We start from the raw sequence: 12,442 nt of genomic DNA, 5'->3' as shown, positions 1-12,442 counted from the left end.
GTCTCATCCCGGACCCCCGGTGAACGAGTCGATGAGCGGATCGAGGGCTTCGTCGACAGCGGCTGCGCCACGACGTTTCTAGGCGACATGGTCGGGCCATCATTTTTAGGGCGTGCTAATCCTGTCGAGACGGCTGTTCCGGCGCTGTAGGGCGCCGTATGATCAGGTCTGTCGGAATGCGCTTTCATAATTGTGGGGAAGGCAGGGGTGGATGGTCATGCTTCGACAGAAATTTGACCCCAAGGTGACGCGACAATTGACGATCATGAGGGTCGTGTCCCCTCTGGCCGGTTTGGCGATCTGCGCTGTCATTCTCGGTGTTTATGCATGGCGGCTCCAGCATTTCGAGCACTCTGTCGCGATGGTCGAGGCCGTCTGGAACGAAGAGGTCAGTCGTCGTGATGCGAAAATCGTAACGATAGCGGAACTGTCTTTTTCAAGAACCGCAGCGACGGGAGAGGCCATCCCGTGTCGATATAAGTTCGAGATCGGCACGCCCGCGGATGATTTCAGGGTGGGCGACAAGCTCGACATCGTTCCGGCAACCGGAACGTGCCAGCGGGCTGACATTATCGGGCGGGTCGGCAGAGACCACTAGCGTTGCATGGGTTGGGAAAACGCCTCTGATGCATGTCCCAATTTATTGTTGACGGTTCGCGCGCAGCGGATGGCTAGGTTTCTTCACCGGCCGGAGACTGCCTCTCGTCTGCATGGAAAAATATCAAGCATCGTTGCGCCCGGCTTCGCCACCGGGAACATGAATCTCCGCCGTAAACCCGTCGCCCGCGCGGATCTCGAACCTGAAACCGTGCAGTTTGACGATGGCCGATACCAGCGTCAGGCCGAGGCCAAGACCCTTGGTATGCCGGCTGCGGTCGGAACGGTAGAACCGCCGGACCAGCAATTCGCGTTCGCTTTCGGCAATGCCCGGACCGCTGTCCTTCACGCGGATCAGAACCTGCCTGTCCTCAGCCAGTAGCGCCAGGTCGATCCGACCACCTTCCGGCGTGTATTTCACGGCATTGTCGACGAGATTGGCAACTGCCTCGAACAGGAGGTCGCGGTCGCCCTGCACGATCCCACCGATGTCGGTATGAACCGTCAGCGCAAGCCGCTTTTCCTCGGCAAAGGGTTCGTAGAGTTCGCCGACGTCGGTGATCAGGTCGGCAAGGTCGACATTGCCGAAAGCCTGAAAGCGGCGGGTCTGCTCGATTTCGCGAATGCGCAGCAGCGCCGTGATGATCGAGATCGCATGGTCGACGCCGGCAATGGCGCGGTCGGTGGCGGCACGAAACTCCTCCTCCGACACGGCGCTGCGGCGTGCCCGCTCCAGCCCGATGCGCACCCGCGCAAGCGGGGTTCTAAGATCGTGGGCGATATCGTCGCCGATGGCCGCAAGGTTTTCCACCAGCGTCTGAATCTCGTCCAGCATGCCGTTGACGATCTGCGCGAGCTTGTCGAGCGGGTCCTCGCTGTTTTGTGTCGGAAGCCGTTTTGAAAAATCGCCGGCGACGATATCGGCAGCGCGCATCTGCATTTCGCGAATGCGCCGCTGCGAGCGGACGGCAAACAGCAGCGAGGCGGCAAGACCCAGAAGAAAAGCCGGCAACAGACCGAAAATCAGGCCGCGCCTTACCACCGAGGCGGTTTGTTCGTTATCCTTGGTGCTCCACCCGACGACAACGATATTGCCGTCTGCGAGCCGCCGGGCCAACGCCCGTGACGGCTGGATCATCCGCAGGTCCGGGTCGATGCGGTCGATATCCACCTGTATCGGAGCCTGATCGACTTCGAGGCCGGCTGGCCACTGGCGGATGTTGCCGGAAATCCGTTTGCCGTCCGCGGTAAACAGGCCGGCCGGCTTGTAGCGACGCGGGTCCTGCCGCAGTCTTTCCTCGTACTGCGTCAGCAGGCCCTGCCGGGACTGCGCGACCATCGCGTCGGATTCCTGGATGATGAGACTGTCGAGAAACGACACCAGTTCACGGCTGGTCGTCACATAGGCGAAGGTGAGGCTCAGCATCACCGTCGCACCGATGGCGACCACCAGCGCGACCGTGTAGCGGAAGGTAGAGTTCCAGATCCAGTCAGTCAGGCGCGCGAAGAACAAAGCCCTCTCCACGGATATTGGAAATCATCGGAGCCTCGCCGGCCCCGTCGACCTTGCGGCGCAGACGGCCCATATGGACATCGACGAGGTTCGAGTCCGGCACGAACTTGTATTTCCACACTTCCTCGAACAGCATGGCGCGGGTGAGCAACTGCTCGCTGTGGCGCATCATGTATTCGAGCAGCTTGTATTCGCGCGGCAGAAGCTCGATCTCGCGGCCAGCGCGGTTGGCGGTGCGTTCGATCAGGTCGATTTCCAGCGGACCGACACGCATGGTCTTGGCCGCGGTATCGGCAGGGCGGCGCAGCAGCGCCTCGATGCGGGCGACGAGTTCCAGGACGGCAAAGGGCTTGGTGAGGTAGTCGTCGCCGCCGGCGCGCAACCCCTTGACGCGATCGTTGACGGCGCCGAGCGCACTCAGCACCAGAACCGGCGTGCGGACCTTTTCCCGGCGCAGCGTGTCGATGACGGCAAGCCCATCCATGCCGGGCAGCATGCGATCGATGACGAGCACGTCCGCATCGGCTGCGCGCGCGCGCTCCAGACCGGAGAGGCCGTCGGCCGCCCAGTCCACGATATAGCCACTGTCTCGCAGTTCGGCACAGATATCCTGCGCCGTATCGGCGTCATCCTCGATCAGAACGACTTTGGTCATGGCGTCTTCCTGCGCTTTGTCCCGCTCGCCCGGCCTTGCAGTCAGCGGGTAAGGTCGTCGCGCATATCTGGCATTTCCCCACCGCCGTCGCGCCCCGGATGGAATTCGCGGAGCCAGGCGCTTCTGCGCGATTTCTTAAATTCCAATTTAATGGCGTTTGTCAATTTGAAGGCGCAAACCCGGCCCGAGCAGATCATGCGCGACAGAACGTCGCGCGCCCACGTGCCGCTTCCGCTGGCCCTGTCGAAAGGGCTTTCAGCCGGGCGGGATAACAAGACCGAGGTGCATATGCCTTCCAAGAACAAGAACATTGAAACCACTACAGGCGGCCTTAACGTGAGCCGTCGCCAGTTGCTGGGCTCCGTCGCAACCGGTGCAGCCGCGATCGGCGTCAGCGCCATGCCGTCCTGGGCGCAGGGTCAGGCCTCCGACGGCAGCGTCGACGTGCTTTTGATCGGTGGCGGCATCATGAGCGCCACGCTTGGCGTGCTGCTCTCGCAGCTCGAGCCGACGTGGAAGATCGAGATGATCGAGCGTCTCGACGACGTGGCGCTGGAAAGCTCCAACGGCTGGAACAATGCCGGCACCGGCCACTCGGCGCTTGCCGAACTGAACTATTCGCCGATGGATGCCAAGGGCAATGTCAACATCTCCAAGGCGATCGAGATCAACGAAGCCTTCCAGATCACCCGCCAGTTCCTGTCGCACCAGATCGACATGGGCGTTCTGAAGAACCCGCGCTCGTTCATCAACTCGACCCCGCATATGAGCTTCGTCTGGGGCGACGAGAACACCGAATTCCTTGCCAAGCGCTATGAAGCGCTGAAGGCGAGCCCGCTGTTTGCCGGCATGCAGTTCTCCAACGACCATGCGCAGATCGCCAAATGGGTTCCGCTGATGATGGAAGGCCGTGATCCGAACCAGAAACTGGCCGTCACCTGGAGCCCGCTCGGCACCGACGTCAACTTTGGCGAGATCACGCGCCAGTATGTGGCGCATTTGAAGGCACAGCAGCAATTCACGCTGCGCACATCGTCCGAGGTCGAAGATATCGTCAAGAACGACGACGGCAGCTGGAGCGTCAGCTTCTCCAACACCAAGACCGGTGACGCGACGACGGTGAAGGCGAAGTTCGTCTTCCTCGGCGCTGGTGGCGGCGCCCTGCCGCTGCTGCAGATGTCCGGCATTCCGGAAGGCGATGCCTATGCCGGCTTCCCGGTCGGCGGTTCCTTCCTCGTCTGCGACAACCCGGATATCGTCAACCAGCACCTCGCCAAGGCCTATGGCCAGGCCGAGACCGGAGCGCCGCCGATGTCGGTGCCGCATCTCGATACCCGCGTGTTCGACGGCAAGCGCCACATCCTGTTCGGACCGTTCGCAACCTTCTCGACCAAATTCCTGAAGGAAGGTTCGCTGTTCGATCTGCCGGCTTCGGTTACGCTCGAAAACATCTGGCCCATGCTGCAGGTCGGCACCAACGAGTTCAACCTCGTGCAGTATCTCGCCGGCCAGCTGATGATGTCGGACGAAGACCGTTTCGAGGCGCTGAAAGTGTATTTCCCTAATGCCAAGGCTGAGGACTGGCGCTACTGGCAGGCTGGCCAGCGCGTGCAGATCATCAAGAACGACCCGGAAAAGGGCGGCGTTCTCAAGCTCGGCACCGAAATCGTTGCCTCCGAGGACGGCACGATCGCGGCTCTGCTCGGCGCTTCTCCGGGCGCATCTACTGCCGCTCCGATCATGCTCGACGTCTTGAAGAAGGTGTTTGGCGAAAAGCTGAAGACGCCGGAATGGCAGGAACGCGTCCATGCGATCGTGCCGAGCTACGGCATGAAGCTCAACGAAAACCCGGACATGCTCGTCAAGGAATGGGCCGCCACCGAAGAGCGCCTGCAGCTTGCCATCGCATCGCCGGCCATGGACCCGGCCGCCTATAGCAGGCCGATGACACCGGCCGGTGAGGTGAAGATGGCCCCGGGTCTGGCGCTCTAAGCACCGCCATCAGCTGACGTGAAGGCCCCGCGCGTCGGGGCCTTTTTACGTGCGGCCATGCGGGTTTCGATTTTCCGACCGATCGGTTAGGGATGGGGCCTGAAGAACGAAAGGCATGCGCATGACGGTTCCGGCACGGCCGCTGGTTAAGGGTTTTTACGACGAACGCACCGGCAGCATCCAGTATGTGGTGGCCGACCCGAAGACGCGGGCCTGCGCGATCATCGATCCGGTGCTTGATTACGACGAGAAGTCGGGCTCTACCGCGACACGGAATGCCGATGCTCTTCTGGCCCATATCGCGGAACAGGGTTTTGCCCTGCAATGGATCCTCGATACCCATCCGCATGCCGACCATTTTTCGGCGGCCAGCTACCTGAAGGAGCGGACCGGCGTGCCGACGGCGATCGGCGCAGAGGTGGTGAAAGTACAGGCGCTGTGGCGCAAGCTCTATAACATGCCGGATCTTGCCTGCGACGGATCGCAATGGGACCGGCTGTTTGCCGACGGCGAGCGTTTTGCAATCGGCGAGATGGAGGTGGAGGTCATGCACTCGCCCGGCCATACGCTGGCATCGATCACCTATCTCGTCGGCGACGCCGCCTTCATCCACGACACGCTGTTCATGCCCGATAGCGGTTCGGCCCGTGCCGATTTTCCCGGCGGCAGTCCGGAAAGCCTGTGGGCGTCGATCGAACGGATCCTTGCGCTGCCGGATGATACCCGGCTGTTCACCGGCCATGATTATTGTCCCGAAGGTCGCGCACCGCTTTGGCAAAGCACCGTGGCCGAGCAGAAGGCGAAGAACATCCATTTGCGGGGAACCGGTGAGGACTTCATCGCCGCCCGAAAGCGGCGTGACGAGACGCTGCCCTTTCCCAAACTGTTGCTGCACGCGCTGCAGGTCAATCTCAATGCCGGGGCGTTGCCGGCTGCCGAGGATGATGGCAATCGCTACCTGAAAATCCCGCTCAACGCTTTCGGCAACGTTCGCTGGTAGGTTTCACCCCACAGCACCGCCGCAGGGTGCTTTACGACCGTCGCGGTCAGCCTCACAAAAACATGTCATTGTCACGGATTTTCTGTTATCGCAGCCGCGCGGGATTCGGTCTGGAAGATTCCCGGCCGGTGACCGGCGTGCGCGAGGTGGCGTCGCTACCGGCATGATATTTATTGGAATAATTGATTGCGCAATTATTGATTGTTTAGGGTTGTTCTTGCACGGTTATCCGCGCTCTTCTATGGTGCAGTGATCCGGTCGTTCAACCGATCTTGTTCGAAAGATGTCTGGTGATGTCATTGGAAACACTTGCTCACGATGTTGACCAGGTCGGCCGCTGCTTCGGATTGGCCTATGCACCTTGCCTGACCACGGTGCCGGTCAAGAATGCGGCCTTTTCCGTGACCCGGTTGCGTCGCGATGTGGCGCAGGTGCCCGTGGCAGTGCGGCTGCCAGCCCAGAACGCCTATTTCCTCATGCTCTATCTTGATGATGTCAGCCACTGCGATATCCGGCCGGACGGGTCGCTGACGGTGCCTCGGCTTTATCCGCGCGGCTCGATCTGCCTGGTCGATCTCGGCCAGGGCGCCTCGATCATGCTGCAGACCTCGCTGGACACGCTGGCTTTCGTCATTCCCCACGACCTTTTCGACGAAATGGGCGAACTGATGGTCGATCTCACCGCCAGCAGCCTGCGTTGTCAGCGGGGCGTCGCCGATACGATCGTCGCCCATATGGGCACGGCGCTCCTGCCGCTGCTTGAGCGCAAGGACATGTCGTCGGCCGCGACGCTGCGCCATATGGCGATCGCCATGTGCACGCATCTTCTGCACGACTACGGATACCTGCCGGAACTGGACGACGTCCCGGTGTGCCAGACGCGCATCCTTTCGGAAGGCCAGCAGAAGGCGGCCAAGGACTATGTTCTCGAGAACCTTCAGAAAAACCTGTCGGTGGCGCTGATCGCGGCAGCCGCGGGCGTGTCGGCGCGGCAGTTGTCGCTGGGCTTTCGACAGGCGACGGGAATGACGCCCTATCAGTGGCTGATGCAGATGCGGATCGCCCGGTCCAAGGAACTGCTTGCGCAGCGCGCGCTCCCGCTGCAGACGATCGCCCATCGCTGCGGCTTTACCGATCACAGCCATTTCACGCGCGCTTTCATGCGCGAGACCGGCATGACGCCCGCTGCCTGGCGTAATTACAGACTTCAATAGGCGCCGCTCGTTGTCGGCCGAAAGGCCGGCCAGTCGGGCTCCAAACGTTTATCAGCAGGGTCTTGAAAACCGGGCCGGTCATGCGCATCTAGGGTCTACCACCCGTTCCGATGATCTCTTGCGAGCACCGCGTTGTTCAGCGTGAGGCGATCGCGTTCGAGATTGTCCGGGTCGGCAAGGGCGCTCCCCGCAAGGGTCGAGCGCCCTTTGTCTTTTCCGGCCCCGGAAGGCCGGGTGATCGCCGGACCGGTGGCGATCACTCCGTTGCGACCGTTTCCATAAAGACCGTCAGACCGTTTCGTCCCGCAAGACCTTGCGGCGCATGAAGGGCCAGCGACCGCGCAGGACATAGAAGGCGGTAGCCGCGGACATCAGCGCCAGCGCGAACCAGGTGAAGATGTAGGAGGCGTGGTTGTTGGGGAAGCTGACGACCGTCAGTCCGCCGACGGGGGCTTGCGGCAGGGAAGCCGTTGCCTCGGCGTCGATGAAATAGGCCGCCACGGGGGAGACGCCCTTTGCGCTTGCGATGGCGGCGACGTCGCGCGAATACCAGCGATCGTTGGCGGCATCATTCTCGCGCAGAAAGCCACCGCCCGGTTCGCTGATGCGCAACAGGCCGGTAACTTCGGTCCGGCCCTGAACCTGTCCTGTAGCGCGCGTCGACGGATCGCGGCGATCGGCGGGCACGAAGCCCCGGTTGATCAGGATATGCGAACCGTTTGCGGTCAGGAGCGGGGTCACGACCCAGTAGCCCGGGCCGTGCGAGGTGACGGCCTGAACGAAAGCTTCCTTGTCGTTGAGATAAGTCCCCGAGATACGGACGTGTTTATACTCGTCGTCCGCGGCAGTGACATTGGCGGAAGCCGGGGGAGGGGTGACCGGTTCGGCATGCACGCGCGCATCCACACGGGCGATCAGTTCGCGTTTCCAGATCAGGCGCTGTACCTGCCAGACGCCGAGCGCGGTGGTCGCCGCCGTGACGATCAGCATGGCCGTGAACAGGATGATGCGGCCCTTGCCGGCCGGCCTTGCAATCTCGGATGTGTTTTCGGAAGACATGAACGGAGTGCCGTAAGTTCGTTCGCGACTTTTGCCGCGGCATCAAAAGAAAAGGGCGGCCGGAGCCGCCCTTCAATACCTTGCCCGTCAGGGCAAGTTTCGCATCATTTCCGGCGACATCGCCGGCATCATGTTGGTGTTAAGATGGTACATGACCCAGAGCGAACCGGCGAGCGCGATGGCGACGATGACGATCGTGAAGATCAGCGCCATCATCGTCCAGCCGCCTTCGGAGCGGGTGTTCATGTGAAGGAAATACACCATGTGAACGACGATCTGGATGGCGCCAAGGATCATGATGGCGGCAACGAGAGCAACCTTGCTTTCGATCACCTCGCCCATGACCAGCCAGAACGGGATCGCCGTCAGGATGACCGACAGGACAAAGCCGATCACGTAGCTTTTCAGCGAACCGTGGCTCGCCTCGTGACCATGGCTGTGGGCATGATGTGCCTGGTGCGCATCTTCGTGCGAAGGGGCGTTCGTGCTCATCCGACTACTCCCATGAGATAGACTACAGAAAAGACACCGATCCAGACGACATCGAGGAAGTGCCAGAACATCGACAGGCACATCAGGCGGCGACGGTTTTCCGGGATCAGGCCGCGCTTGGAGACCTGAGCCATCAGCGTGACCAGCCAGATGATGCCGAAGGTGACGTGCAGGCCGTGGGTGCCGACAAGGGTGAAGAAAGCCGACAGGAAGGCCGAACGCTGCGGCGTCGCACCCTCGTGGATCAGGTGGTAGAACTCATAGAGTTCGAGCCCCAGGAAGGCCAGACCGAACAGGCCGGTAATGCCGAGCCAGAACAGCGTTTCCGCCTTGGCGCCGCGTTCCATCTGCAGCATCGCAAAACCGTAGGTGATCGACGAGAAGAGCAGCATTGCGGTGTTGATCGCAACCAGCTTCAGGTCGAACAGGTCCGCCGGCGAGGGGCCGGCCGCATAATTGCGGCCGAGCACGGCATAGGTTGCGAACAGGATCGCGAAGATCAGGCAGTCGCTCATCAGATAGAGCCAGAAACCCAGATTGGTGGAGTTTTCCGGGTGATGATCTTCCGTCAGGTAGAATTCCGGCTTTTCGGCCGTCTGTGTGTTGAGCTCACTCATGGTCTTACACCTGCTTTGCAAGCAGTTCAGTGCGCTTGCCTTCCGTCGCGATGACGTCTTCCACGGGGATGTAGAAATCGCGATCATAGTTGAAGGTATGGGCGATCGAGACTGCGATGATGCCGACGAAGGCAACGATGGCGAGCCACCAGATGTACCAGATCAGGGCAAACGCCAGGACGACGCTGAGACCGCTGAGGATGGCACCCGTGCCGGTGTTCTTCGGCATGTGGATCTTGCGGAAACCTTCGACCGGACGAACATAGCCGCGGTTCTTCATGTCATCCCAGCTGTCGTGGTCGTAGACGATCGGGGTGAGTGCGAAGTTGTATTCCGGCGGCGGCGACGACGTCGACCATTCCAGCGTGCGGCCGTTCCAGGGGTCGCCGGTCTCGTCCTTCAGCTGTTCGCGCTTGAAATAGCTGACGATGAGCTGGATGACGAAGGAGGCGATGCCGAGAGCGATCATGCCGGCGCCACAGGCGGCGATGATGAACCAGATCTGCAGGGACGGATCCTCAAACTGCGAGAGGCGGCGGGTAATACCCATCAGGCCCAGAACATAGAGCGGCATGAAGGCGAAGAAGAAGCCGATCTGCCAGAACCAGAAGGACATCTTGCCCCAGAAAGGATCGAGCTTGTAGCCGAACGCCTTCGGGAACCAGTAGCTGACGCCCGCCATCAGCCCGAACAGCACGCCGCCGATGATGACATTGTGGAAGTGGGCAATCAGGAAGAGCGAGTTGTGCAAGACGAAGTCGGCCGGCGGAATCGCCAGCATGACGCCGGTCATGCCGCCGATGACGAAGGTGACCATGAAGCCGACCGTCCAGTACATCGGCACTTCGTAGCGAATGCGGCCGCGATACATGGTGAACAGCCAGTTGAACATCTTCGCGCCCGTCGGGATCGAGATGATCATCGTGGTGATGCCGAAGAAGGCGTTGACCGATGCGCCCGAACCCATGGTGAAGAAGTGATGCAGCCATACGAGGTAGGACAGGATCATGATCACGCAGGTGGCGTAGACCATCGAGGCATAACCGAACAGGCGCTTGCCGGAGAAGGTCGCAACGACTTCGGAAAAGATACCGAAAGCCGGGAGAATGAGGATGTAGACTTCCGGGTGACCCCAGATCCAGATCAGGTTCACGTACATCATCGGGTTGCCGCCGAGATCGTTCGTGAAGAAGTTGGTGCCGACGTAACGGTCGAGCGACAGCAGCACGAGGGTTGCGGTCAGGATCGGGAAGGTGGCGACGATCAGGATGTTGGTGCAGAGCGAGGTCCAGGTGAAGATCGGCATCTTCATGAAGGACATGCCCGGCGCGCGCATCTTGACGATGGTGGCGATCAGGTTGATGCCGGACAGCGTCGTACCCACGCCGGCGACCTGCAGGCCCCAGATGTAATAATCGACACCGACGCCCGGGCTGTAGTCCGCGCCCGACAGCGGCGGGTAGGCCAGCCAGCCGGTACGTGCGAATTCACCCACGAACAGCGAGATCATGATGATGACGGCGCCGGCCGTCGTCATCCAGAACGAGAAGTTGTTCAGGAAGGGGAAGGACACGTCGCGTGCGCCGATCTGCAACGGCACGACATAGTTCATGAAACCGGTCACGAACGGCATCGCCACGAAGAAGATCATGATCACGCCATGGGCGGTGAAGATCTGGTCGTAGTGATGGGCGTTGAGGTAGCCCTCATTGCCGTTGAAGGCGATCGCCTGCTGGATACGCATCATGATGGCGTCGGCAAAGCCGCGGAGCAGCATGATGATAGCGAGGATGATGTACATGATGCCGATCTTCTTGTGATCGACGCTGGTGACCCAGTCCCGCCACAGCGGAACCCACCATTTCATGTAGGTAATCAGTCCGAGGACGGCGATGCCTCCAAGGACGACGGCAAAGAATGTGACGATGACGATCGGCTCATGCGGGACGGCGTCGAAGGACAACCGCCCGAAAATAAGCTGCGTCAGACTTGTGTTCTCGAACATGGTTCGTTCCAAAATCTTTCTTACTGCGTCAGGGCTGGCTGGAGCCGTTATTGTTCAGCTGAGCGGGAGCCGGATTGTTGTCGTCCGCCTGGGAGTCGGCCGGCTGCTGCTGAGGAGCTCCATGGCCTTCATTCTGCGGGGCCTGGTTGTTGCCCTCGGTGCCCGGCGAAGGCGCGGTGTTCGAACGGGCCGGTTCGTTGGTGGCCGGGAAGGTTGCACCCGGCGCTTCCGCTTCGCCCGGGCCGGATTCCGCATGACGGTTGTCATACTTCAGCTTTTCCCGGTTCTCGTGACTTTCGACGCCGGCGCCGCCCATCATGTCGATATGCATCATTTCGTTCATGCACATCTTGCCGGGGATGGCGCACATGTTGAGTACGCGGGTGTACAGACCGTCCTCGACGCTGGCGTAATAGCGGACCGGCTCGCGCTCGGAAGGCTTTTCGAGCTTGAGATAGGCGTCGCGGCTGAGCGCGGTGCCGTTCTGCTTGACGCGTGCGATCCAGCCATCGAAGCCGTCATTGGTCACGGCGTGGAACTTGAAGCGCATGTGCGAGAAGCCGGCGCCCGAATAGTTGGCCGAAATGCCGTCAAACACCCCTTCCTTGTTGATGACCGCGTGCAGCTTGGTCTCCATGCCGGGCATGGCATAGATCATGCCCGCCAGCGCCGGAACGTAGAACGAGTTCATGACCGAGGATGCGGTGATCTTGAACGTGATAGGCCGATCGACCGGTGCAGCCATCTCGTTGACGGTGGCGACGCCGTATTCCGGATAGAAGAACAGCCATTTCCAGTCGAGCGCGACGACTTCGACCTCGAGCGGCCTGGCGTCGGCGGGGATCGGACGCTCCGCGTCGAGACGGTCGAGCGGGCGATAGGGATCGAGCTTGTGGGTGCTGATCCAGGTAATGGCACCAAGCACGATGATGATGGCCAGCGGTGCCGACCAGATCACGACTTCGAGGCGTGTCGAATGATGCCAGTTGGGCTCATAGCGCGCCTTGGTGTTCGAATGGCGGTAATGCCACGCGAAATAAAGGGTCAGGAACATCACCGGCACGATGATCAGCAGCATCAGCAGGACGGAGACGACGATGAGATCCCTCTGCTGCGCCGCGATATCCCCTGAGGGCGACATGACGACCATGTCACAGCCGGCAAGGGCAAGGGGAATGGCGAGCGCACAGAGGCGAGAGACAAGCTTCAACAACCTAGGCATCTTTCTGTTCGAAATTCGCATTGTTCAATTGGACTAATGCAGCATCGCCCTAGCCTCTATGAGGTGTTTCGTCGCA

At 60.9% G+C, this 12,442-nt stretch carries 11 protein-coding genes; 4 read left to right on the top strand and 7 right to left on the bottom strand.

Features of this window, described 5'->3' with window-relative positions; translation table 11 throughout:
* Window positions 1-211: 211 nt before the first annotated feature.
* Window positions 212-598 (top strand): hypothetical protein, encoded by a 387-nt coding sequence (locus ACQKKX_RS19360; protein WP_427573024.1) that lies wholly within the window; start codon window positions 212-214, stop codon window positions 596-598.
* Window positions 599-721: 123 nt separating this feature from the next.
* Here the strand turns inward: ACQKKX_RS19360 and ACQKKX_RS19355 are convergent, their stop codons facing one another.
* Together ACQKKX_RS19355 and ACQKKX_RS19350 are read right to left on the bottom strand one after the other, a co-directional pair.
* Window positions 722-2,110, bottom strand: coding sequence for an ATP-binding protein (locus ACQKKX_RS19355; RefSeq protein WP_427573022.1), 1,389 nt, complete (start codon window positions 2,108-2,110; stop codon window positions 722-724).
* A complete protein-coding gene (locus tag ACQKKX_RS19350; RefSeq protein ID WP_427573020.1) occupies window positions 2,088-2,765 on the bottom strand; it encodes a response regulator transcription factor in 678 nt (225 codons plus the stop codon). The genes ACQKKX_RS19355 and ACQKKX_RS19350 overlap by 23 nt, the downstream gene beginning before the upstream one ends.
* Before the next feature lie 288 nt (window positions 2,766-3,053).
* On the opposite strand from ACQKKX_RS19350, the gene mqo reads away from it, so the two are divergent.
* The 3 genes from mqo (at window position 3,054) to ACQKKX_RS19335 (ending at window position 6,971) form a co-directional block, all read left to right on the top strand.
* Window positions 3,054-4,757 carry a malate dehydrogenase (quinone) gene (gene mqo / locus ACQKKX_RS19345; protein ID WP_427573082.1) on the top strand — a complete coding sequence of 568 codons (1,704 nt, stop codon included), beginning with the start codon at window positions 3,054-3,056 and terminating at the stop codon, window positions 4,755-4,757.
* Between the two features lie 115 nt (window positions 4,758-4,872).
* Window positions 4,873-5,757, top strand: a complete 885-nt coding sequence (locus tag ACQKKX_RS19340) for an MBL fold metallo-hydrolase (protein WP_427573018.1) — start codon at window positions 4,873-4,875, stop codon at window positions 5,755-5,757.
* Between the two features lie 293 nt (window positions 5,758-6,050).
* A complete protein-coding gene (locus ACQKKX_RS19335; RefSeq protein ID WP_427573016.1) occupies window positions 6,051-6,971 on the top strand; it encodes a helix-turn-helix domain-containing protein in 921 nt (306 codons plus the stop codon).
* A 288-nt stretch (window positions 6,972-7,259) separates the two neighbouring features.
* Here ACQKKX_RS19335 and ACQKKX_RS19330 read toward each other — a convergent pair whose 3' ends face one another.
* The 5 genes from ACQKKX_RS19330 to cyoA form a co-directional block, all read right to left on the bottom strand.
* Window positions 7,260-8,030 carry an SURF1 family protein gene (locus ACQKKX_RS19330; protein WP_427573014.1) on the bottom strand — a complete coding sequence of 257 codons (771 nt, stop codon included), beginning with the start codon at window positions 8,028-8,030 and terminating at the stop codon, window positions 7,260-7,262.
* An 87-nt stretch (window positions 8,031-8,117) separates the two neighbouring features.
* Window positions 8,118-8,522, bottom strand: coding sequence for a cytochrome o ubiquinol oxidase subunit IV (gene cyoD / locus ACQKKX_RS19325; RefSeq protein ID WP_427573012.1), 405 nt, complete (start codon window positions 8,520-8,522; stop codon window positions 8,118-8,120).
* A complete protein-coding gene (gene cyoC / locus ACQKKX_RS19320) occupies window positions 8,519-9,139 on the bottom strand; it encodes a cytochrome o ubiquinol oxidase subunit III (protein ID WP_427573010.1) in 621 nt (206 codons plus the stop codon). Before cyoC ends, cyoD begins: the two co-directional genes overlap by 4 nt.
* 4 nt (window positions 9,140-9,143) lie before the next feature.
* Window positions 9,144-11,144: a cytochrome o ubiquinol oxidase subunit I gene (gene cyoB / locus ACQKKX_RS19315; RefSeq protein ID WP_427573008.1), complete on the bottom strand. Its 2,001-nt coding sequence runs from the start codon at window positions 11,142-11,144 to the stop codon at window positions 9,144-9,146.
* Between the two features lie 28 nt (window positions 11,145-11,172).
* Window positions 11,173-12,366, bottom strand: a complete 1,194-nt coding sequence (gene cyoA / locus ACQKKX_RS19310; RefSeq protein WP_427573006.1) for a ubiquinol oxidase subunit II — start codon at window positions 12,364-12,366, stop codon at window positions 11,173-11,175.
* Window positions 12,367-12,442 lie beyond the last annotated feature (76 nt).

The sequence above is a fragment of the Neorhizobium sp. NPDC001467 genome (assembly GCF_050275975.1).
In the GTDB taxonomy this organism is placed as follows: domain Bacteria; phylum Pseudomonadota; class Alphaproteobacteria; order Rhizobiales; family Rhizobiaceae; genus Neorhizobium.
The sequence above is the reverse complement of the archived record's forward strand: the minus strand, read 5'-3'. Positions and strand labels throughout refer to the sequence as shown.

What these genes read in the sequence shown, in the direction of transcription:
- ACQKKX_RS19360 (WP_427573024.1), top strand. Translation starts at nt 212, where the DNA reads ATGGTCATGCTTCGACAGAAATTTGACCCCAAGGTGACGCGACAATTG.
- ACQKKX_RS19350 (WP_427573020.1), bottom strand. Translation starts at nt 2,765, where the DNA reads ATGACCAAAGTCGTTCTGATCGAGGATGACGCCGATACGGCGCAGGAT.
- mqo (WP_427573082.1), top strand. Translation starts at nt 3,054, where the DNA reads ATGCCTTCCAAGAACAAGAACATTGAAACCACTACAGGCGGCCTTAAC.
- ACQKKX_RS19340 (WP_427573018.1), top strand. Translation starts at nt 4,873, where the DNA reads ATGCGCATGACGGTTCCGGCACGGCCGCTGGTTAAGGGTTTTTACGAC.
- ACQKKX_RS19335 (WP_427573016.1), top strand. Translation starts at nt 6,051, where the DNA reads ATGTCATTGGAAACACTTGCTCACGATGTTGACCAGGTCGGCCGCTGC.
- ACQKKX_RS19330 (WP_427573014.1), bottom strand. Translation starts at nt 8,030, where the DNA reads ATGTCTTCCGAAAACACATCCGAGATTGCAAGGCCGGCCGGCAAGGGC.
- cyoD (WP_427573012.1), bottom strand. Translation starts at nt 8,522, where the DNA reads ATGAGCACGAACGCCCCTTCGCACGAAGATGCGCACCAGGCACATCAT.
- cyoC (WP_427573010.1), bottom strand. Translation starts at nt 9,139, where the DNA reads ATGAGTGAGCTCAACACACAGACGGCCGAAAAGCCGGAATTCTACCTG.
- cyoB (WP_427573008.1), bottom strand. Translation starts at nt 11,144, where the DNA reads ATGTTCGAGAACACAAGTCTGACGCAGCTTATTTTCGGGCGGTTGTCC.
- cyoA (WP_427573006.1), bottom strand. Translation starts at nt 12,366, where the DNA reads ATGCCTAGGTTGTTGAAGCTTGTCTCTCGCCTCTGTGCGCTCGCCATT.